The organism is Clostridium sp. (genome assembly GCF_051650885.1).
Taxonomy (GTDB): domain Bacteria; phylum Bacillota; class Clostridia; order Clostridiales; family Clostridiaceae; genus Clostridium.
The window spans coordinates 1-21,899 of the sequence record NZ_JBOFRG010000104.1 but is presented as its reverse complement, the minus strand read 5'-3'; the positions used below and the strand labels follow the sequence as shown (position 1 = coordinate 21,899).

The 21,899-nt window shown below is 28.8% G+C and carries 22 protein-coding genes; 4 read left to right on the top strand and 18 right to left on the bottom strand.

Features of this window, described 5'->3' with window-relative positions; genetic code table 11:
- Positions 1 to 109: 109 nt before the first annotated feature.
- Complete coding sequence (locus ACRC28_RS05080; RefSeq protein WP_438542365.1) at positions 110 to 676, bottom strand: hypothetical protein; 567 nt, start codon at positions 674 to 676, stop codon at positions 110 to 112.
- Between the two features lie 25 nt (positions 677 to 701).
- Positions 702 to 890: a hypothetical protein gene (locus ACRC28_RS05075; RefSeq protein WP_438542364.1), complete on the bottom strand. Its 189-nt coding sequence runs from the start codon at positions 888 to 890 to the stop codon at positions 702 to 704.
- A 306-nt stretch (positions 891 to 1,196) separates the two neighbouring features.
- Here ACRC28_RS05075 and ACRC28_RS05070 point away from each other — a divergent pair, with 306 nt between their 5' ends.
- Positions 1,197 to 1,898 carry a 5'-methylthioadenosine/adenosylhomocysteine nucleosidase gene (locus tag ACRC28_RS05070; protein ID WP_438542363.1) on the top strand — a complete coding sequence of 234 codons (702 nt, stop codon included), beginning with the start codon at positions 1,197 to 1,199 and terminating at the stop codon, positions 1,896 to 1,898.
- 149 nt (positions 1,899 to 2,047) lie between these two features.
- Here the strand turns inward: ACRC28_RS05070 and ACRC28_RS05065 are convergent, their stop codons facing one another.
- The 3 genes from ACRC28_RS05065 to ACRC28_RS05055 form a co-directional block, all read right to left on the bottom strand.
- Entirely contained in the window at positions 2,048 to 3,082 is a 1,035-nt protein-coding gene (locus tag ACRC28_RS05065; RefSeq protein ID WP_438542362.1) for an alpha/beta hydrolase, read from the bottom strand.
- 26 nt (positions 3,083 to 3,108) lie between these two features.
- Positions 3,109 to 3,678 carry a lytic transglycosylase domain-containing protein gene (locus ACRC28_RS05060; RefSeq protein WP_438542361.1) on the bottom strand — a complete coding sequence of 190 codons (570 nt, stop codon included), beginning with the start codon at positions 3,676 to 3,678 and terminating at the stop codon, positions 3,109 to 3,111.
- Between the two features lie 173 nt (positions 3,679 to 3,851).
- Positions 3,852 to 4,958 (bottom strand): ribose-phosphate pyrophosphokinase, encoded by a 1,107-nt coding sequence (locus ACRC28_RS05055; protein WP_438542360.1) that lies wholly within the window; start codon positions 4,956 to 4,958, stop codon positions 3,852 to 3,854.
- A 321-nt stretch (positions 4,959 to 5,279) separates the two neighbouring features.
- Between ACRC28_RS05055 and mscL the strand changes: the two genes are divergently transcribed.
- A complete protein-coding gene (gene mscL / locus ACRC28_RS05050) occupies positions 5,280 to 5,756 on the top strand; it encodes a large-conductance mechanosensitive channel protein MscL (protein WP_438542359.1) in 477 nt (158 codons plus the stop codon).
- 147 nt (positions 5,757 to 5,903) lie between these two features.
- The gene (locus ACRC28_RS05045) at positions 5,904 to 6,503 is read left to right on the top strand and encodes an SAM-dependent methyltransferase (protein WP_438542358.1); all 600 of its coding nucleotides are present in this window, start codon (positions 5,904 to 5,906) and stop codon (positions 6,501 to 6,503) included.
- Between the two features lie 84 nt (positions 6,504 to 6,587).
- On the opposite strand, the gene ACRC28_RS05040 is transcribed toward ACRC28_RS05045, so the two are convergent.
- From ACRC28_RS05040 to ACRC28_RS04985, 12 genes are all read right to left on the bottom strand, one after another.
- Positions 6,588 to 7,340, bottom strand: a complete 753-nt coding sequence (locus ACRC28_RS05040) for a hypothetical protein (protein ID WP_438542357.1) — start codon at positions 7,338 to 7,340, stop codon at positions 6,588 to 6,590.
- Entirely contained in the window at positions 7,337 to 9,202 is a 1,866-nt protein-coding gene (locus tag ACRC28_RS05035; RefSeq protein WP_438542356.1) for a hypothetical protein, read from the bottom strand. Before ACRC28_RS05035 ends, ACRC28_RS05040 begins: the two co-directional genes overlap by 4 nt.
- Positions 9,177 to 11,267 carry a hypothetical protein gene (locus ACRC28_RS05030; protein WP_438542355.1) on the bottom strand — a complete coding sequence of 697 codons (2,091 nt, stop codon included), beginning with the start codon at positions 11,265 to 11,267 and terminating at the stop codon, positions 9,177 to 9,179. The genes ACRC28_RS05035 and ACRC28_RS05030 overlap by 26 nt, the downstream gene beginning before the upstream one ends.
- 156 nt (positions 11,268 to 11,423) lie before the next feature.
- Complete coding sequence (locus tag ACRC28_RS05025; RefSeq protein WP_438542354.1) at positions 11,424 to 12,086, bottom strand: hypothetical protein; 663 nt, start codon at positions 12,084 to 12,086, stop codon at positions 11,424 to 11,426.
- Positions 12,086 to 12,607, bottom strand: coding sequence for a hypothetical protein (locus ACRC28_RS05020; RefSeq protein WP_438542353.1), 522 nt, complete (start codon positions 12,605 to 12,607; stop codon positions 12,086 to 12,088). The genes ACRC28_RS05025 and ACRC28_RS05020 overlap by 1 nt, the downstream gene beginning before the upstream one ends.
- Positions 12,608 to 12,780: 173 nt before the next feature.
- Positions 12,781 to 13,791: a GH25 family lysozyme gene (locus ACRC28_RS05015; protein ID WP_438542352.1), complete on the bottom strand. Its 1,011-nt coding sequence runs from the start codon at positions 13,789 to 13,791 to the stop codon at positions 12,781 to 12,783.
- 139 nt (positions 13,792 to 13,930) lie between these two features.
- Positions 13,931 to 15,124, bottom strand: a complete 1,194-nt coding sequence (locus tag ACRC28_RS05010; RefSeq protein ID WP_438542351.1) for an acetate kinase — start codon at positions 15,122 to 15,124, stop codon at positions 13,931 to 13,933.
- A 245-nt stretch (positions 15,125 to 15,369) separates the two neighbouring features.
- Positions 15,370 to 16,077: a transposase gene (locus ACRC28_RS05005; protein ID WP_438542373.1), complete on the bottom strand. Its 708-nt coding sequence runs from the start codon at positions 16,075 to 16,077 to the stop codon at positions 15,370 to 15,372.
- 58 nt (positions 16,078 to 16,135) lie between these two features.
- On the bottom strand, positions 16,136 to 16,327 hold the full coding sequence (locus tag ACRC28_RS05000) for a hypothetical protein (protein ID WP_438542350.1): 192 nt from the start codon (positions 16,325 to 16,327) through the stop codon (positions 16,136 to 16,138).
- Positions 16,328 to 17,060: 733 nt separating this feature from the next.
- Complete coding sequence (locus ACRC28_RS04995; protein WP_438542349.1) at positions 17,061 to 17,648, bottom strand: hypothetical protein; 588 nt, start codon at positions 17,646 to 17,648, stop codon at positions 17,061 to 17,063.
- A 114-nt stretch (positions 17,649 to 17,762) separates the two neighbouring features.
- A complete protein-coding gene (gene gltS, locus ACRC28_RS04990) occupies positions 17,763 to 18,959 on the bottom strand; it encodes a sodium/glutamate symporter (RefSeq protein WP_438542348.1) in 1,197 nt (398 codons plus the stop codon).
- A gap of 134 nt (positions 18,960 to 19,093) precedes the next feature.
- The gene (locus ACRC28_RS04985; protein WP_438542347.1) at positions 19,094 to 20,356 is read right to left on the bottom strand and encodes an Nramp family divalent metal transporter; all 1,263 of its coding nucleotides are present in this window, start codon (positions 20,354 to 20,356) and stop codon (positions 19,094 to 19,096) included.
- Positions 20,357 to 20,635: 279 nt separating this feature from the next.
- On the opposite strand from ACRC28_RS04985, the gene ACRC28_RS04980 reads away from it, so the two are divergent.
- Positions 20,636 to 21,268 carry a suppressor of fused domain protein gene (locus tag ACRC28_RS04980; protein WP_438542346.1) on the top strand — a complete coding sequence of 211 codons (633 nt, stop codon included), beginning with the start codon at positions 20,636 to 20,638 and terminating at the stop codon, positions 21,266 to 21,268.
- A 46-nt stretch (positions 21,269 to 21,314) separates the two neighbouring features.
- Here the strand turns inward: ACRC28_RS04980 and ACRC28_RS04975 are convergent, their stop codons facing one another.
- Positions 21,315 to 21,791, bottom strand: coding sequence for a hypothetical protein (locus ACRC28_RS04975; protein WP_438542345.1), 477 nt, complete (start codon positions 21,789 to 21,791; stop codon positions 21,315 to 21,317).
- Between the last annotated feature and the right edge of the window lie 108 nt (positions 21,792 to 21,899).

The window sequence follows — 21,899 nt, the reverse complement described above, 5'->3', positions numbered from 1 at the left end:
AAAACTTTTCCTTACCATAAAATTTACCACCAAGTAAATTTTAATCCCACCAAAAGAAGACTTGCTTGCAAGTCCCCTTAATTCTAAATTTTTAATTCTAAATTATTAATTACTTAACTATCCCTAAAATATACTCCTTAAACTCCCCAAAAGTACAATCTACAATAGAAGCACCTTTATTAAGCTTCTTACTTTGGAAATTAAACTCTGCAGAACCATAGTTAAACATAGCTCCAAGCACAAGAAGAGATAATTCATTTAATCTATAATTAACTCTCTTTACAGAAAGTCTTTTCAAGAAAATCATAAACTCCTTAACATCTCCAATTTCATTATTCTTATCTAAAATCACAAGTGCCTTAAAGAAATTAAATCCCCCAAGTAAAGGAATCATATCTCCATCTTCCATATAAAAAGCTTTATCAGTCTTTAAGAAATACTTAACCCCCTTATACTCCATGCTTTTAAATTCATTATTTATAGAAACTTCCTCGTCATATCCCTTTAAAGAATCAACCATAGAAAGCCATTTTCCCTCTTCACTGTTATGGAGCTCAGACACTCTTTTTTCAAACTCACCTAAAGCCTCTTCATAGCTTCTAAACTCCTTAATCATTTCACCAGACACTTCTAATCTATAAGTTTTATTTTCATATGTTAAACTAATCTTACTCATCATCATCACTCCTGTATAAAATCTTCTATTTAATAATAATTATTATATAATAAAATTCTGCAAAAATGCAAGAACTATTTTCTCCATTCCTCTCAGTACCTTCCACTTCCCACTTCCCACTTCCCACTTCCCACTTCCCACTTCCCACTTCCCACTTCCCACTTCCCACTTCCCACTTCCCACTTCCCACTTCCCACTTCCCTATTTTCTGCAACAGTCTCTACATCTCCAAACCCTACTCCCTTACTTTCTACCTCTTCCTACTTCCTACTTCTCTCAATAGCAACAATTTTCTATAACAGCCTCTACGCTCTAAACCTTAATCACTTACTCTCCACCTCTTCCACGATTAATTTTACCCCTAGGTAAATTTTGTGTCCCCACAAAAAGTTGCTTGCAACTTCATCCAATTCTAAATTCTTAATTCCCTCAACTCTTCCCTCTAACCTATTAACTCTTAACTCACCTCTGTACATAAATACTACATTTTTGTATAATTATAGTAAAAAGAGGTGATTTAATGATCTTTGGAATAATTGGACCATCAAAAGATGAAATTATGCCTTTTATAAATAAACTACAAAATAAGAAAGTCCTTTCAATTGCAATGTTAAACTTTTATACTGGTGAATTTAATAACGTTAAGGTTGTTGCTTTATATTGCGGTGTATGCAAAGTTAATGCAGCTATTGCAGCTCAAATCTTAATAGATAAATTTAATGTAGACAATATTATAGTAACTGGTGTCTCTGGTGCAATTGATAAAAACCTAAATATTGGAGATACTGTTATTTCAACAGAAACTTGCTATCATGATGTTGAAAATGGAATATTAACTGAATATCATCCATGGATGAAAAATATTTATTTTAGATCTGATAAAAAACTTCTAAATTTAATTAAGGATGTAGTAAAAAATAATACATTCCCACAAAAAATCCACTTTGGAAAAATAGTAACTGGTGAATCATTTATAACTGATACTGGTAGAAAAGAAATAATTGAAAAATATAATCCTCTTTGTGTAGATATGGAGACAGCCGCTATTTCACATGTATGCTATGTAAATAAAATCCCCTTCATAGCCATACGTTCCATAACAGACACAGAAAATGATAGTGGTATAGAGAACTTTGAAGCAAACTGTATCCAAGCTTCAAAAAACTCTCTAACTATTCTAGAAAAAACTTTATTTTATTATAGAAGAAATCACAAACTTTAATCACTTACTCTCTACCTCTTCCACGATAAAATTTACCATCAGGTAAATTTTGAGTCCCCCAAAAGAGTTGCTCGCAACTCTCCCTAATTCTAAATTCTTAATTTTAAAAAAAGTGCCATCTATCTCTAGACAACACTTTCTCATTCTTCCTATTTTGTAGTTTCTTCTTTAGCTTCTGTTTCTACTTCTTTTTCTTCAACCTTCTTTTCTTCAACTATATCTCCCATATACTTGTCTGCAAATTTAAATACTGCATCAAAGTAAGCTTCTGGATTTTTTCCTGCTGCTTCAGCATGTCCTGCTCCTTCTATAGTTACAATAGCTTTATCACAATTTGCTGCATCATATAATTCTTCCATCATTTCATATGGTACAAACTCATCTTCATCACCATGTATAAAAAGAATTGGTGTTTTTGATTTTGCAACTTGGTCTATTGCAGAGGCATCCTTTATTGAATGTCCTGTTTTCATTTTGCATATCATATCAGCACCTTGCATCATTGGGAAACTTGGTAATTTGTATATAGTTTTCATTTGATGTTTAAACTCATTCCATGCTGATGTATATCCACAATCCTCTATAATAGCTCTTACATTGCTTGGAAGTTCTTCTCCTGACACCATCATAACAGCACCAGCCCCCATAGATACTCCATGTAACACTATCTTAGCTTCTTTATCTGTGTTAACTAAATACTCTATCCAGTTTATTATGTCTAATCTGTCAGGCCATCCCATTCCAATGAATTCACCTTCACTTTTTCCATGTCCTCTTAAATCTATTAATAAAAGATTATATCCCATCTCATAATAGTGTTTTCCTATTCTTGACATATATACAGCACTACTCATATATCCATGAACTACTACAGCCCACTTATGAGTTTTTTCTTCATTTTCTATTTTATATGCATGTAATTTTAAATCATCATCAGATAGAATATAAATATCCTTTTTATCATTTTTACTTTCAAACCATTCTAAATCTTCTTTAGTTAAAAGTCCACTAGTTTCATCAATGCTTAATCCTTCTTCATTTGATGAATCTTCCCCAAAAATTTTATCTTTTTTTGTTTTTGTACTAAGTGCTAAATTAAAGAAATAATTACTTCCTGCTATAAATGCTGCTCCTGCAAGAGCTGCTCCACCTACTGCTAATTTAGCTATATTTTTCTTTTTCATTTAAACCACTCCCCTTTAAAATTTTCTTAACTGTATAATTCTTTATAGATTTTGTCATTTTTAAGAACCTTTTGTACATAAGCTCGAGTCTCACTAAAAGGTATGTAATCTAAGCTAGTCCCATTTTTCGAGTATTCAGGATTATTAAGCCATGACTCTACATTTCCTCCTCCTGCATTATATGCAGCTATTACAAGAGTTGGGTCATTATTAAACCTTTGTATTAATCTACTCAAATAATAGGTTCCAAACATTATACTAATATTTGGGTCATACAACATACTCGGCTCAAAGTTACTTATTCCAAGTTTTTCTGCAATATCACTTCCTGTTTCATCAGTTATCTGCATTAGCCCTTTAGCTCCTACATTTGATTTTGCATTAGGATTAAAATTACTTTCTGTTTTTATAACTGCATCTACAAATTTAGGGTCAACACCAAATTCTTCACTGTATTTTACTACGTAAGAATTGTATTTTTCAGGATGAGTTATATAAAGATACTTCTTATAAGCTTTCCCTATAATAAATTTCCCCCCTAAAATAACTAAGACAAGTATTACAATTAATAGTATTATTCTTTTTAACTTTTTCATTCTCTTATAGACCTCTTATTTTTTTAATCCTTCTATAATTTAATTAAATTATAGAAAACTTTATACTTTAATATTACCACACTTCTCTTTTCTTTTGTTATTTACTACAATATTTTAATATTTTTTCGAAAGAAAAACACAGGGGCAATACACCTCTGTGTTTTGTTTAATAATTAATGCTCGTACTTATCTACATTTTGAATTAAACTTTGGATAACTTCCGTTGCATCCATAAATTTAGCAATAGATTTTCCTTCATTTAATCTTTTTATTATTCTTCCTATAAACTCAGACATATCAACCATTCTGAACCACTCCGCTTCTCTTAAGTTTTGTGGAACATAAGTAAGGTTTGTTGAATAAACTCTCTTAATTACCCCTTCTTTATAGAAGTGATTGAATTTTTCTAAACCTTCATTGAATAATCCAAAGCTAGTTGCTACATAAACATTTCTTACATTTCTAGCTTTTAATTCTTTAGCAATATCAAGAACCGACTCACCAGACGCTATCATATCATCAACAATAAGAACATCTTTTCCAGCTACATCTCTTCCCATATATTCATGCTCAACTATTGGGTTTTTACCATTAACTACTACAGTATGGTCTCTTCTCTTATAGAAAAGTCCTACATCTACTCCAAGTACACTTGAGTAGTAAATAGCTCTATCCATAGCTCCAGTATCTGGGCTTATTACAAGTAGCTTTTCTTTATCTAACTCTAAATCTTTTTCTTCTGTTAAAAGATTTTTTACTATTTCATATGTTGGATATATGTTTTCAAAAGATAATAATGGTATTGCATTTTGAACATTAGGATCATGAACATCAAATGTTAAGATTTCATCTACTCCTAAGCTTTCAAGTTCTTGAAGTGCTAATGCACAGTCAAGAGACTCACGTCCTTTACGTCTATGTTGTCTTGATTCATATAAAAGAGGCATAATTACAGTTATTCTTGCTGCCTTTCCTTTTATTGCTGATATAGTTCTTTTTATATCTTGAAAATGTTCATCTGGTCCTTTATGATTTTCAAAACCAAACATTTTATATGTGCAGCTATAATTTCCAATATCACAAAGAATGTACATATCTTTTCCTCTTACTGTTTCAGCAATCTTGACCTTACCTTCTCCATTTGAAAATCTTATTTGATCTGTTTCCACAAGGTAAGACTCTTCCTTGTTTCTTTTTTCTCTAATGTATTTATCAACAGCATTTCCAACCTCATTAAAGCTATCTAATACTATTAATCCAAGATCATGAGTTAATTCCATAGTTACAATTCTCCTTTTTAGACAATAAAAATTTATTAAGTTTCTGTTTCTAGTATATATCAAAAGTTTACATAAATAAATATATTTCGATAATTTTTTATTTATTTTTAATATACGCTAATTCACTTTTCTATTCTTTAATTTAGTGCAATTCCTTTTTATTACACTTATATAGAGTATGCTAATCCACTTTTAAGAATTTTAAATATATATTTTGTTAATTTTTATGATAAAAATTTGATTTATATATATATTTATTATATTATTTAGAAACGGAATTTATTATACAAAAGAAAAATTACAAAGATTGGAGATTAAAAAATGAAAAAATTCTTTGAAGAATTTAAAGCCTTTGCTTTAAAAGGAAATATTATTGACTTAGCAGTTGCAGTAGTTGTTGGGGGAGCTTTTAATACTATCGTTAAATCATTAGTTAATGATATTATTATGCCTCTTGTTGGAGTTTTAACTGGTGGAGTTAACTTTAATGAGCTAAAAATAACTTTAGTACATGCTATTGGTAAAAAACCTGCTGTAACTTTAAATATAGGAACATTTATACAAAACGTAGTTAACTTCCTTATTATAGCTCTTTCTATATTTGTGGTTATAAAATTATTCTCTAAATTACAGAAAAAGAAAGAAGAAGAGGTTGTTGAAGAAGAACTTGAAGCAAACACAGTTCTTTTAACCGAAATAAGAGACCTTTTAAAAGGAAATGCTACAGATGAGAAAAAAGAAGAAATAGCTTCAACTACTCTAGAGTCAAAAGAAGAATCTTCTATTAAAGATAAATAGAGTACAAGCCATTTTAAGAGAATCTATAAGATACAAGTTCATTACCTATGAACCATCTTCATAGATTCTTTTTTTATAATTTGACTTATTTAAAAAGATTAAGTATTATTTTTTTAAATAATATTTAGACAAAGGATGAGATTTACTATGAATGAAAATTATTTTGAAAGCCTTTTATCTATATCAACAGATAAAGTGCAAAATGTAAATGAAGCAACTATGCATTATAATAGATATGAACCGACCTCTTATTCTTCCCTTGAAGAATTTTTCAAAGGACATCCTCTTTCACCTAAAGATGAAATTGTAGACTTTGGATGTGGACTAGGTCGTCTTAACTTTTATTTAAACTATAAATTTGGTGCAAAAACCACTGGAATTGAAATGAACGAAGAACTTTACAAAGGTGCGCTAAAAAACTTAGACTCTTTTAAAGACTCAAAATATAAATCTTCAATAAGCTTTTTTAACGGACTTGCTGAAGAATATCCCATACTAGATACCCAAAACATATTTTACTTCTTCAACCCATTTTCAGTTCAAATTTTTATGAAGGTTTTAGAAAATATTCTAACTTCCTTTTGCAAAGCCAAAAGAGATATTTATCTTATTTTATACTATCCATCAGAAGACTATATCTTCTTTATAGAAAACTGTAATCTTTTCTCTTTAGTAGAAGACTTTAAACTAAAAAACTTTAACAAAGACTCAAATGAACGTTTTCTTATTTATAAAAATGCTTTTTAACTAAATGTCCATCTTGCTAATTAATCTTAACAAGATGGACATCTTCTTATCTCTTAGAACTTTTACTCAAATTCTTAAATTTTTTTAAAGCTTCAATAACAATATATTTATTAAAAGTAACGCTATAATTATACTATAAAAAATATAATTTTTCTTAGTATTCATAGCATTCATTTCATTTAGTTTTGAAATCAAAGTTTCCTTAACATAAGTAATATCATTTTTTACATTCGTAATTTCTTCATCTATTACTTTATTACTCTTTTCTTGATTTTCTTTCACTTCATTGATTTCATTTTTGACTAGATTTTGATTTTCTCTTAAAATTTCTTGTATCCTTTCAAACTGTTGATTAATCAATATATCTTGTTCTTCTTTAACTTTATTATTTCTTTCACTACTCTCTAATTCAAATCTACTTAATTTACTTTTATGCTCTTCTCCAACATCTTTAACTAAGCTTTGTAAAATTTCAATCTTATCTCCTACTTGTTTTTCTTTATCCCCTATAATCTCATTAGTAAGTTGCGTGCTACCTTTGACTATTTCTTCAATTCCAGCTAATGCATTCTCCTTGCTTTCTTTAATTTTATCTAATATATCCTCCTTACTTTCTTCAATTCGTTTTAATATCTTTTTACCATTATCTTCAGAACTGTCTTCTATCTTACCCAATGTTAAGTTAAGTCCAACAACTTTATTCTCAACACTTTTTAAATCCTTTTTTAATTTTTCACTATTTTCTTCATTTATTTTTTTTATATCATTTATAAATAACTCACCTATTATCTCTTTTAAACTCTCCTTAGCCTCTTGTCCCATATCATTTTTTATCATTTCAAAGTCTCCTCTAATTTACTCAATTCATCTGATATTAAATATAAATACATTAAATTTGCTATTTTCTCTTCACTATTTGTTTTTTCATCTTGAATCTCTCTATTAATACTTTTATACTCTCTTTTATATCCTTCATGTAAAAATTCACGATATTTTTCGCTTGCTTTTAAATCCTTATTCGCTCTTTCCATATACACTCTTAATTCTTGCTCTTTAGTCTCTTTTTCCTTTTCTAACTGCTCAATATGTCCCTTCATATATCCTTTTCTTATTTCATATGCCTTTATTCGCCCATCTAAATTTTCAATATTCTTCTTATACTCTTCAATATGTCTAGAAGCTATCTTTTCCTTTTCATCTTTTATTATTTTTATTGCTCTACAATTAGCACTATTAACAGCTTCTTTCACACTATCCCTATCCTCTTCAAAGTTTGAATCTATATAGTACTTATCAATCCAGTAAGTGTCTAATCTATTTGATATCCAACTAGCTTCCTCTAAAAAAATATCCATTATAGTATTTCTAACTCTTTGTGTAATGTCTAATTCTTCTAATTTAGAATTTATTTCCAAAATTGTGCTAGAATATTTTCCAACATATTCTGTTATCCTATCTTCTAGATGTCCACTCAAACTCTTTGTATTTTTTTTACCGCCTACTATAGTATCACTTTTATATGAGATGTCCTTGCCCCGAATTTCCCTCAATATTTGTATTCTGTTTAAATACTCTTTCTTTTCATCTCTAATAATTTTTATCAACGTACTTATTTTAAAGATATCTTTACAAGACTCCTTTATCAAAGTTTCTTTTTTGCTTATTTCATTTTTATATGCATTTTCTTTATTTAAAATGTTTTTTTCTATTCTATTATACATTTGCATACTCATCATCAATTTACTATATTCATTTTGTGATTTTATAATTTCTTCTTCTAATTCTTCATAAAGCTGTTCAAATATTGGTGATACCTTTGAAACTATGTCTATTTCTTTCTTTTTTAGCTCTTCCCATGATTCTCCATATTCTAAGGGATATATCATCTTTTCTTTCAATTCAATTTTTTCGCTATCTTTTCTAATATCATTCTCAAAAAGTTTTACATATTCCATTTTCTCCATGATATCTTTTTCTAAAATTTCTTTTTTAGTTGAATTGTTTGATACAGCTCTTGTTAAAATCACTTTAAATCTTTCTGTATCCTCATACCAACAGTCAATTCCTGGTAGCTTTAAATTTTGTAAATATGCAACTTGGTCTGCTCTCTCAATTAGTAAAATCATATTTGATACAGGTACAAATGTTTTTATAATTTTTTCAACATGCTCATACTCAGCTAAATCATCACTTTCTACTCCTGGTAAATCAATGATGTTTATTGCATTTTTCGCCTCTCTTGTTTCAAAATATTTTTTAGGAATAGCTATTTTAATACTTTTTGTATTCGCTTCTCCACGACAAGCTCTCTCTCTTAACTCCTTTAAGACCTCTTGCATCTCCTCTTCAGTACATTTTTTCACATCATCCTTTACTTCTTCATAATAAAAATACTCATCCTCTGATACTGTATATATTGTTGCTGTAATAGTTGCTGAATTTCCTCTTCTTCTTTTGCCCCTTAAAATATCAGATACTTTTTTTATATATTCCTCTTTGATTCCAATTAATTTTAAAATCAATGTTGTTTTACCAACCTGTGATCTTCCGTACACACATACATATATTTCTTTACTTGCATTTATATAAATATCTCGTACATCCTCATCACCTATTGCATTATAAAACTCATCTCTTGCCTCATACGCCCATTTCAATTTATCTTTATATAACTTATCCCAAATAGCAAATGTGTCCATAAATATTTTCCCTTATCTCATTTTTAAATGCATGTAAATCCATAATATTTTTATTGCATCTTATACTCCTTGCCTCTGCTTCCTCTAATCCATATCCCTTTCGTAATTGTTTTTCAATTTTATCAAATATTTTATCTATTAATTCACTAAATTCTCCATCCATTTTAGTAAAATTCTCTTCTTTAATAATATGAATTAGCATTTTCCCTTGATTATCACTCTGCATATCCATTTTATTTATTTTGCTAATAAAATTTATTCCAACTATACCCAGTCCTATTCCTGCACTTATTGCAACTGTTGCTCCTGCAGATAATGTTACTCCTATTGAAGCTGCTATTGCCTTTATAATATCACCTGTTCCGTCTATACTATCAATTCCTAATACTGCTACAATACCTTTTAATACCCCTTGTTTAATATTAATTACATTTCCTGTTAAATCCTCTGCCATATCCATATTATCTGTACTATGCATTCCTGATATATCTGCTCCAAATCCCTCACTATACTCTTCTCCACCTTCTCTTAATAACATCATATTTAATGCTAACAATGGCAGATATTCTATTGAATCAGTTACCTTATCAGTTAAGCTTTCTTTTCCATCGTTTGAAAACAGTGTTACTATATCTTTACAGGCTCTATTTAACTTTTTCCTTTCTTTAATTTCTTCTCTACTTGGTTTTATCTCTATTATTGAAGTTGCTGCTATCTCACGCTCTCCTTCTGAAAGTAATAATTGTTTATATTCTTCTAATACAAAAACTCCTGAATATTCTTCATTCATAGTATCTATCACTAATTTTTCTGATAATGGTGTAATATTAATCCCTTCTCCACACTTCCATGCCTCTATAATTCTTTCTTCAAAATCCTTCCTTTTCTTTAGCGATTCTCCTGTAATAGATCCTACAAACTTTCCAAAAATATTTTTATCAATTATACTATCTCTAAACTTAGTACTCGCTTTTTGCGCAATTTTAGCTAATTCTTCTCCTAGTTTTTTTCTATATATTTTTTTTATTTCATTTTTTTGCTTAGTCATACTTTTCATAATTTTTTGTAAGCTTTCTTTTGCCCCACTATTACGCATATTCGTATCCTCAAAATCAATTACCGATAAGTCCAGCAATATTCCTTCTAAATCTTCTCCTAATATCTTATTAAGCACTTCAAGTTGCTTTAGTCTACTTTTCTTCTGTAAATTAGAGTATTTACCTAAAGCCTTTATTAATTCTTCTCTCCATCTATCTAACTCCGCTTTATCAACTGATGTTCTAATAACCCTATCGGTTTCTTCTTCTGTTATATTAAATCTTTCTATAACTTCGTTTTTCAAACTCATATTACAATCATTACTTTGATCTCCGAATGTTAGTGCTATTATTGGCTTAGAATCATTAAATTCTTGCTTTATATTATTTACTAAAATTGTATTATTGTTATCGTTTAACCTTTGCTCATTAAATACTAAAATGCAATTTGCAGAATTATATAATACATGTCTCGTTAATTCGTTCCATCCATCATTTGATTGATCTACTCCTGGTAATAAAACAAAAGATTTTTCATCTGTTTTAAAATATTTATAAGGTACCTTTAATTCCAAATAAATATATTCACTTGAAGGTTCCATTGCTATCCTCTTAAACTCTTCATTACTTCCAATTTGAACTTCTTGTAACTCTAATAAAAACCTTCCTGTTTTTTCATCTTTAATTTGTTCTACTATCTTAGCACTATAACCATAATCATCACTATTCCATTCAGTTATCATTACAGGTATTTTTTCTCCAATACCTCGTGTTTCTGGTATTATGTCTTCTGGTATATCATAAAAATATTTTAATAAAGTTGTTTTTCCAACTCCTTGTAAACCTGATATTGCAATAGTATATTTTTCACTTAATATTTCAGATACTATTGTTTTCTTTAAAAGATTTTTAATATTCATTTCTATTTCCCTATTACCGTACGGCAATACATCTCTATATAAAATTTGCAATCTCCTATTTAATTCTTTTAAATACACCTCTGGATTTAGTAATATTTCTTCTCTCATATCTTCCACCTTTACCCCTTCTTGAATAATCTATTTTTAGTATTTTTTGTAATTTATTGTTTTATTATATCATAGCTAACTTCATATTATAAGCATCAAACATCGAATTATTCATATACTATTAATACTAAAATTAGGAGTACCTTTTAGGCACTCCTAATTAAATTTATTTGTGTATTTCATTTTGCACTTATATCTTTTATATCTAAGACATTCTCTTAATCTAAATATATTTAGTATTGACATCTTCTTTTTCCTATCCTTAAACTTTTTATCTGTCAATCTTGAATAAATATTCTCCTCTAGACTTTCACCCTTATTTATTTTATCTATAAGCCATTCAAGCTTTACATCTTCTATATTTTTTTCTATATAAATTCCTTTATCCTTAATTCCAAAAAAGCCAATACCTCCAATGCCAATTCCACCTGCATATGTAATACTTTCTGTTCTCTTTGTAAAATTTTCTATAACTTCTAGTCCAAGGCTTCCTTCTTCACCATCTATACTACCGCAATTTACAATGGCATAAAGTTTTTTCTCCTTTGTATTTTTATCTTTTAAAGCATCTTCAATATCCTCTAAAAATTCACAGACACTTGAGGGAATTGTCCCCATATATATAGGACTTGCTAAAACTAGAATACTTCCTTCACTTATAATTTGAAGCTTTTCCTCTCTTGAAAACTTTCTTCCCTGGATATCTACATTTATTACTAATCTTTTTCCATCTATTTTATCAAAAGTTTGTTTTAAAAGGTGCCCACTGCTATCATTAATCTTCTTAGGGCTTCCATTTATAAGTATAATATTTCCCATTATATAATCTCCCCTAAGCTTTTTAATATTTCCTCTTCTTTTTCTATAATTATTGCTTTATCTATATTATCCTTAAACTTCTTTGTCTCATAAGCCCATAACTTTAAAAATGTTTCTTTTTCCTTAGCTCTTAAATCTCCCGAATAGCCTACATTCAAAACATTTTTCACTTTGTTTTTTATATACATATCATATTTTACTTCCTTTATAAAAGTTACATATGATATTCTTCTGTCTAAAACCTTTTTCATTAGACTTGAATGCATCCCATAAACTATTCTAGAAATTAAAATCACCCTTTTGTATTTCTTAAATTTTATCTTTCCATAGTCATCATTCAATATGCACCTATTATTCCTCTTATAACATTCAAAACATCCTACACATTCTTCAATGTTCATTTTTTCTAATTCTAGAACCTCAAACTCTTCCCTTTTTTCTAAGATTTTAGATAAAATTTTATTTCTAAGATTTTTATCTTTTCCTTCCTTATCTAAAATCAAAAGTACTTTCTCCCCCATTTTTCTACTCCTCTATAAAATACTAACTAACCAACTCTATAATACCTTATTTTTCTATTTTTTTCTACTTTTGTAATAAGAAAAGCTCAAGATTAAATCTAGAGCTTTTTCTTTCACAACATTGTTATATTCTAAGATTGCTTTAAAATATCTATTTCATATTAATTAAAATACTACTTACTATATAAAGCTTTCCATGTATTTTCTCCAATAACACCATCTACTGATAGTTTGTTCTTTCCTTGAAACTCTCTTACTCTCTTTTCAGTTAAATCTCCAAATTTCCCATCAGCATTAAATGGAGCCAAGGAATATCCTTTCTTTCCTAATCTTACTTGCATTAATTTAACTATAGCGCCACTCATTCCGTTTTTCAACGTTATACATGCCTTTAATGTTCCCTCACCAAATAATCCATCTACCACTAATTTCGCTCCAAGTTTATTTAATTCTTTTTGTAAATCGACTACTTCTTGACCACTTATAGATAGCTCATATAAGGACTTTTTATCTGAACCAGTTGGTTTTTGTGGGCTTACTGGTTTTGATGGACTTACTGGCTTTACAACTTCACTTCTTGAATCTATTAATACTGCTGTTTTAAATTCATTTCCATCGCATGGTGATATAACTCCATCAACCTTCGCCTTATCAGTATATTGAAAACCTACCCAATTATCCCACACTCTATTATCACCTGGTGTTTGAACACCATAATGAGCTATCCAACATTTATATACTGACAACCTCTTATCAAGTTTAGTATTAGCAAAAGAAGTATAAGTGTACACAATACAATCTAACTTACTTAACTTTTTAAATTCATTTAAAAAAGCTAAACATCTATTAGTAACCTCAGTTGCACCTCTTCCCTTTGTATCAGACTCTATATCAAGCACTGGATATACATGAAACTTTTTATCCTTTATCTTACTATAAAAAAATCTTGCTTGATCTACAGGATCAGAATTTTCACTCATAAAATGATATATTCCTATTTTCAAACCAGTCTTTGATGCTTCTTTAAAATTAGCTTCAAACATTCCATCAACAAATCCAGTACCTTCAGTCCCTTTCAATATTACAACATCAACTCCAAAAGCCTCAACCTTCTTAAAATCAACATCACCTTGCCACTTACTAACGTCTATCCCTTTTAAATTCTTCCCACTTCTACTATCCATAGAGATTCCTCCTACTTACATTTATTATATATTAAATGTAAATTACTTATCTTTTGTTACCCATCTGCACCTCTTTTTTATAAAAAAAGACATAAAATAAAAGAAGACTACAAAAACTGCAGTCTTCTTAAAACATATATTATTTTACTAAAGCTAATGTTTCTTGTGCTATCATTAACTCTTCGTTAGTTGGTACAACGTAAGCTTTTACTTTTGAACCTTCTTTTGATATTTCAGTAAGTTTTCCTCTTACATTATTTCTTTCTCTATCTAACTCTAATCCTAAGAATTCAAGATCTTTAAGACATTCTTCTCTAGTTTCTGGTGAGTTTTCACCAACACCAGCTGTAAATAAGATAACATCAACTCCACCCATATTAACTATAAATGAACCAATTTCTGCTCTTATTCTGTAATGGAATATATCTAAAGCTAATTGTGCTCTGTGATTTCCCTTTGCAGCAGCATCTTCAATATCTCTAAAGTCTGAACTTACACCAGATACTCCAAGTACTCCTGACTCTTTATTTAATGCATTTGAAACTTCTTCTATAGTGTATCCACAGTTTTCAACTAAGAAAGGTACTATTGAAGGGTCAATATTCCCTGATCTAGTTCCCATAGGTACACCAGCAAGAGGAGTGAATCCCATAGTTGTATCTATACACTCTCCACCTTTAACAGCAGAAATACTAGCTCCGTTTCCTAAGTGACAGCTAATGATTTTTAAGTCCTTAACATCTTTCCCCATAGCTTCTGCAACTTTATTAGCTACATATTTATGTGAAGTTCCGTGGAAACCATACTTTCTGATTTTATGATCTTCATATAATTTATAATCTATTGCATATATAAATGCTTTCTCAGGTAATGTTCCGTGGAATGCTGTATCAAATACAACAACCATAGGTGTATTTGGCATAAGATTTTGACAAGCTCTTATTCCAGTTATATTAGCTGGATTGTGTAATGGAGCTAACACGCTACACTCATTTAAATATTCTATAACCTCTTCAGTAACAACAACTGAATTTGAATATTTTTCTCCTCCATGAACAACTCTGTGTCCTACAGCAGTTATTTCATCCATTGACTTAATAACTCCAACTTTCTCATCAGTTAAAGTTTCTAAAACAACTTCAATTGCCGCTTGGTGATCAGCCATTTCTTTTTCTACTGCATATTTCTCACCTTGTGCATTCTTTTGACTTAACTTAGAACCTTCGATTCCAATTCTTTCAACTAATCCACTAACTAAATCACTTTCATTAGTCATATCGATTAATTTGTACTTTAATGATGAACTACCACAATTAATTACTAATGTTTTCATAATATGTATTCCTCCAAGTTTATTATTTTGTTTATTTATTTTTACAGACAATCTAAATAGGAACGTTTTCTATTTTACTATCCTTATTTTGCATGTATTTCTATTTTAATTTCCCTTAATATAGTCTGTCAATAAAAGTAGATAATTATTTCTATTTTTCCTGAAAATTTTCATTTTTTTTCATCTTCCCTTTTAATTTTGTCCAATTTATTAGAAAAAATTCCATTTTTTACTTTAAAAGTTTACTAGATTTTATCTAACTTATAATCTAAAATAAACCAACTTAAATATTTCTCTACATATTTTGTACTAACACCTCTAAATTTATTTATCCATCTATGTATTCTAATTATAACCAATTTATTTTTATGCCGTTCCTTGTTTTCATTTTTCTTACCTTTATTAATTTGCTCTCCTGCAATTCTCATAAAATTATTATATCCAATAAATATTGATGCATCTTTATGTAGCATTCTAAGCATTTTTTCCTTTGTTATTCTAAGCCCAACAACTTCTTTAGTTATTATATTTGCCCTACCTCTATTTTTATCATCAAAAGCAATAATAATTTGAACCCTTCCTTTAAAAGGACTTCCCCCCTTAACACCTTTTAAGTTACCTCTTGTTATATAATCAAATCCCTCACAACTTCCCACCAATAGATTATTTTCATTAGAATCGTGTAATACTTTCATAATCTTATGTCTCCATAAAAATGCTGTAACTACTGTTATCTCCATAGCTCTAGCAATTTCTCTAAGAGTTTTCCCTTCATACATTAATCTAATATAAATCTTCACATTACCTTCAAACTTCTTAGAACAATGATAAAAAGAATCTGTCCTTATAGTAAAAATCCTATTACACTTCTTACATTTATATCTTTGATTTCCCTTATAAAAACCATATCTTTTAAATTCATCACCTTCACAATGTGGGCACCTTTCTTCCATCAAACTCAATCCTCTTCTACATATATTTTATCTAGAAGATATCCATTTTTCATCCATTTTAAACATTTTTATAAAAAACACTCCTCTCTTTTATATCCATTGTCCTCCTTCCTTTTATCTGCATTGTGTTCCTATTGCCCCATCCTTTTATCTGCATTGTGTTCCTTCCTTTCTGTTCTATTAAATTGTTGCACCCTAATTTTAATTGTTCAATTCTAAAAGATACACTATCTTTCAATTCTTTTTTCAATATTACACATCAACTATTCAATATAGTTCTTTCTTCCACTATATAATTCACTCCCTATAAATTGCATCTTCTTTTTTCACCCCTTACTTTACCCCATTCTTCTCTTTAATCAAATTCTAGCTAATATCCAAATTTGGCTTCTGATTTAATAAACCCTTTCTTTTTTTAATTAAAATACTCCATAATCTTTTCGCATTTTAAAACATAATAATTAAAATTCTGTGTTTAATTTACTTTCCTCAATAAAAAATTTTAATTTAGATAACTCATTTTATTAATATCTCCATTTTAGTATTTATAGTTTTTTTAATTTCATATTCATCCCCATTAATCTCACATTGTACTCACATTGCAGCAATAATCTTCTATAACAGACTCTAAGGTTTCTTTTTTCTAAACTCTTCATCTTGACTCCTAATATTACATCCACCTTATCTCCCCTTACGATTCTATATCTTTTTAAGGCTCTATATTTCTCCTTAAAATTCCACATTCTTCTTAATACTTTATTTTCACCCTTTTACTTTTTACCTTTAAAAACAAATTCTAAATTCTATTTTAAATAATACTAATTTTCAAACTATATTCTATATGATAGCAAATTCTGTTGTAGCAACAATTTACTATAACAGTCTCTACACTTCTTATTAGTATAACAGTCTCCTTACTTCTTATTTTCAATACAATAAGCTAAAACTAGATTTTTATTTTTCTAGCTTTAGCTTATTTTTTATTATTTACAAGTGTATTTTACTTTTAAAATTTCACATTCACTGTCATAAGTTACAAAACCAAGGGTGAATCCAATTGGATATTGTAAAATTGTTATTTCTTCAAATACTTTTGCTGCAACCTCTGTATAGTTTCTACATATATTAGAGATATCGTCATTATAAAACTGTACAACACAGTTATCTATTATCCCTATTACATCTGCATCTGTTGATATTGTTTTATCTTTCAACAACACAAGTCCGCCAAAGAATGGATTACATTTTAGTGCACTACATACAACATCTGCTAATTCTTCTGCATTTTTATAAGCATTTTTAGTTTGAAATACTTCCTGCTTTTTGGTATTGTATATTTTTATAGTAACTACAACGCCTCCAAAAACTTTTTCTGTAGGCAATATTTGTCTTAAATTTTTTGCAATTAAATCATCATCTACATTTATTTCTAAAACATACTTGCCATCTACTTCTTTTAGCATTCCAACACATACATGTGGTGAACATCCATAGGTATACTTTATTTGATTTGCATAAGTGTACCATGGTGGTGATAATTTTATTTCAGGTGGTGTTTGTTTATTCTCCATGTCATTCCCCCCTTTTTTTTTTACTTAATATAATATATGTAATATCCTATTACTCTGTGCTAATTTTATACACAAAAATAAGCAAGATGTTTTTACACCTTGCTTTTACTATTTCTATTTAAAAAAGTTTACAAATATAGTTATTATTCCTGAGTTTACAAAATCAATAAATAAACATCCTACTATTGGTACTACTATATATGGAGTGTTTGCAAATCCATATTTATTAGTAAGTGCATCCATATTCGCTACTGCATTTGGTGTTGCTCCCATTCCAAATCCACACATTCCTGATGCAAATACTGCTGCTTCATAATCTTTTCCCATTACTCTAAATGTTAATATATATGCAAATAATCCCATTAGAACAGTTTGTCCAATTAACATAATTAGCATTGGAAGAGCTAAATCAAATAGTTCCCATAGTTTTAATCCCATTAATGCCATTGATAAGAAAAATGAAAGGCTTATGTTACCTAAAACTTCTATTTCTTTTTCTACTAACTTCACTTTTTTAAAGTCACATATATTTCTTATTATAGCAGCAGCCATCATAGCTCCTATATATGATGGGAATGTTAATCCTATCTTTTGAATTAATATTGATATACATGAACCTATTCCCATTGCTATAAATATCCAAGAAACCCCTTTCATTAAACGACTTTGACAAAGTACTGCTTTATCATCTTCATGAAAATCACTTAAGGGTATTGACTTGTCCTCTGTGTGCTTAGGTGTTTTTAAGGCTTTTCTTTCTATTAATGATTTAGCTACTACTCCACCTAAAAAGCTTCCTGCTATAAGCCCAAATGTTGCAGCTGCAAAGGCTACTGATGTAGCTCCTTTGATTCCCATTCCTTCAAATAATGGCCCAAATGAACCCGCTGTTCCGTGTCCACCAATCATAGGAATAGAAGCTGTTGATAATCCTAATAATGGATGTAATCCAAATACCTTAGCTAAAACAACTCCTAGTATATCTTGACAAATTACTAAAAACGCTGCAAGTGCTAAAAATATTCCGACCTTTATTCCACCCTTTTTTAGTATTTTTACGCTTGCTGTATATCCAACTGTTGTAAAGAATGCAGTCATAAACACTGATTGTAACGTCATATCTAAATCAATTGTTGCAATATTCGTTAATTTAAGTATTAATACAAATATTGAAAAAATCAATCCACCTATAACTGGAGCCGGTACACAATATTTATTTAAGAATTTAATTTTATTTCTTAAGTATTTTCCTAAATAAAACATACACGTAGCTATTGCCATAGTTTGAAATATGTCTAATTTTAAATGCATTAAAATCTCCCTTTCTTAAAAGCTTTTAGCCTTTTTCTTTTAATTTTACATTATTTTAATTTTAATTACAAATTAATGCATTTTTTTACAAATAAAAAATCTCCTGATTGCCTAAGCTCTCAAGAGATTTTTCTTTAAAAGAATGTCATATATACTGTCACAACTCCAAGTCCACATACAACTAAATATATAAATATTAATATAATTTTTTCCCATAATTTCAATTTATGTTTTTCAGGTAGTACTTTCCATCCTAATGCTAATAAGAATCCTAATACAATTGGTAATAATAATGTGTTTAGAACTTCTACACCAAGTGTTAATGGTACTAATGGTACTCCTGATAAAACTATAATTCCACCAATTATTAATGCTCCACAATAGAATGTATAAAATAATGGTGCCTCTCTCCATGAGTTATTTAAACTACATGGCTTATTAAATAGTTCTCCAAATCCCCATGATGCTGCAAGTGATACTACAATTGCTGCAACTAGTGCTGCTCCTGATATTCCTATTGCAAATACAATCTTTCCACCTGTTGCTCCTAAAAATGGTGTTAATGCTTCACTAATCTGTTGAATTGTATTTAAAGAAGCATTTGGATTATGCTTTCCTATTGTTGCTGCTACTGTAATTATTATAACTACAACTACTAGTTGTGTTATAAGAGAACCTACTGCTGTATCTATTCTACTATATTTTAAATCTTTTTCAGTTAGCTTTTTGTCTACAACTGCTCCCTGTTGATAGAACACCATCCATGGCATTATAACTGCACCAACATTTGCTGATATTAATAGCCAATAAGCTGAGTCATTTAGTGGTTGTGCTCCAAATATTGAATGCACAACATTTCCATAGTCAGGATGCGCAAAAAACATTGCTGGTATAAAAACTAATTCAAAAAGTCCTACTACTATAGCAACTCTCTCAACTGTTTTGTATTTTCCTGTAGCACTTAAAAGAATTAAACATGCTACAACTAATGGTACCATTATCCATTTAGAAACTCCAAATAAAAGCCCTACTCCCATCATACCTGAGAATTCAGTTATTAATGCACCAATAGTTGATATAAAAAGTGTTATAACTGAAAGATACGCCCATCCTTTTCCGAATGTATCTTTTATAAGATCTCCATGACCTTTTCCTGTTGTTATTCCTATTCTTGTTGTTAATTCTTGTACAAAATATAACATAGGTACTAATATTAAATTTACTAATATTAATTTATATCCCCATTGTGCACCTGATTGTGCTGCTGTAATTATTGATCCTGCATCAGTATCTGCAAGCATTACTGTTATTCCAGGTCCCATTGCCGCTAAAAGCATGAAAAAGTTTCTTTTTCTTCTTTTATTAGCTAATATGTCTTCCCTTTGAAGTCCTGTCATTGTTTTTCGCTCCTCACCTTTATAAATAATTCCTTTTTCTTTGATAATTGTTATCACTTGACCATCATATAACTATTGATAGTCACTGTCAATTGTATCTCCTTACATTTAATATTATGTCCACATACTCTATTAAACATTTATTTTTTTCACTTTTCATTAATATTTCTCACTATTTTAAATTAAATTTAAATTTTATTAATAAATTGTTACATTTTAATGTATTTTATGTTATTATATATTCATAACTTAAATTTTTTTATAAAGGGGATTAACAATATGATTATGAATTTTGAAGAATACAAAAGAAACTTAAAGGAAAATACTGCTTTTGCACCTGGTTTAGATGCACTTTACTCTCATTTAGATAATGTTTATGCAAACCAAGAACCTATTAGTTATAACTTATTTCATTTACCAACTAACTTATTTTCTAATAAAAATTTCCTAAGCGGATTTTCTGTTTATGATAGTACAAGCCATTCAAATCACAATCATATAATTAGTTTTGGCTTTTCAGAGCTTTATGGAAATGAACACTCTTTTATGAGAGAAAAATCTAAGCACGGATATGAAATAACATTAAGAACTTCAAAAGATACTGATAAGTCTGAAGCACTTATGCATGCTATTAACAATATTTATAAATATATTCAAGAAACTAGCTATACTTTAAAAGAAAATACATTCTTTAATTATAGAGAACTTATTGATGAATCTTCAGAATTTGCTGGATTTATACTAGTTAAAGACCATTTTTCTTCTTTAGATACTGTTCACGGAACTGTTGACTTCTTACAAGCTTATCCTATAGATAGCTGTACTTTAGAAACTTTACAATCTGGTAAATTCCATATTTCTGATATTTTATGTGTTTTAAAAGATAATAATCCTTTACTTATCATAAAATAAATAACCTAAAAAGAGATAGCCCCTTTTTTAAAGTGGCCATCTCTTTTTATTTTAAAAGGTATACATCAACTTTGTTTAAAACATTCATCCCTGCACTTTTATAATATTCTACAACTTTTTTTTCAATTTCTTCTAAAGGTAATGTTTCTTTTTCTTTATCTCTAAAGATATCTTTGTATAGTTTCTGTATATTTTCATTTATTTCAAATTCTTTTTCTAGAATAATCTTTTTTAATTTATTTGCAAACATATTATCAAAATCTTTTTGCATTTTTATCTCAATAAAGGCTTCTTCTATAGATTTTATATCTGGATACTCCTCTTTTATAAACGCTAATAGGATTTTTCTTTTCTCTTCCTTACTTTTATTATTATTTTTAAAATTTATTTTATAATTCTCCTCTATCCATAAATCTAGCTCTACATCTATTTTATGCAGATAATTTTTTATATTCTTTTCCTTAAACTCTCTATATTTAAGAGTGAATAATTGTAAAAAGATTTCTTCTGACTTTGCCTTCATAAAATACCTCTTTTATTATTATTTCTATATATTTTATTTATATCTCCTGTTATATAGAACAATTAATTTTGTAGAAATTACACATATTACCTATAATTTTATATACAT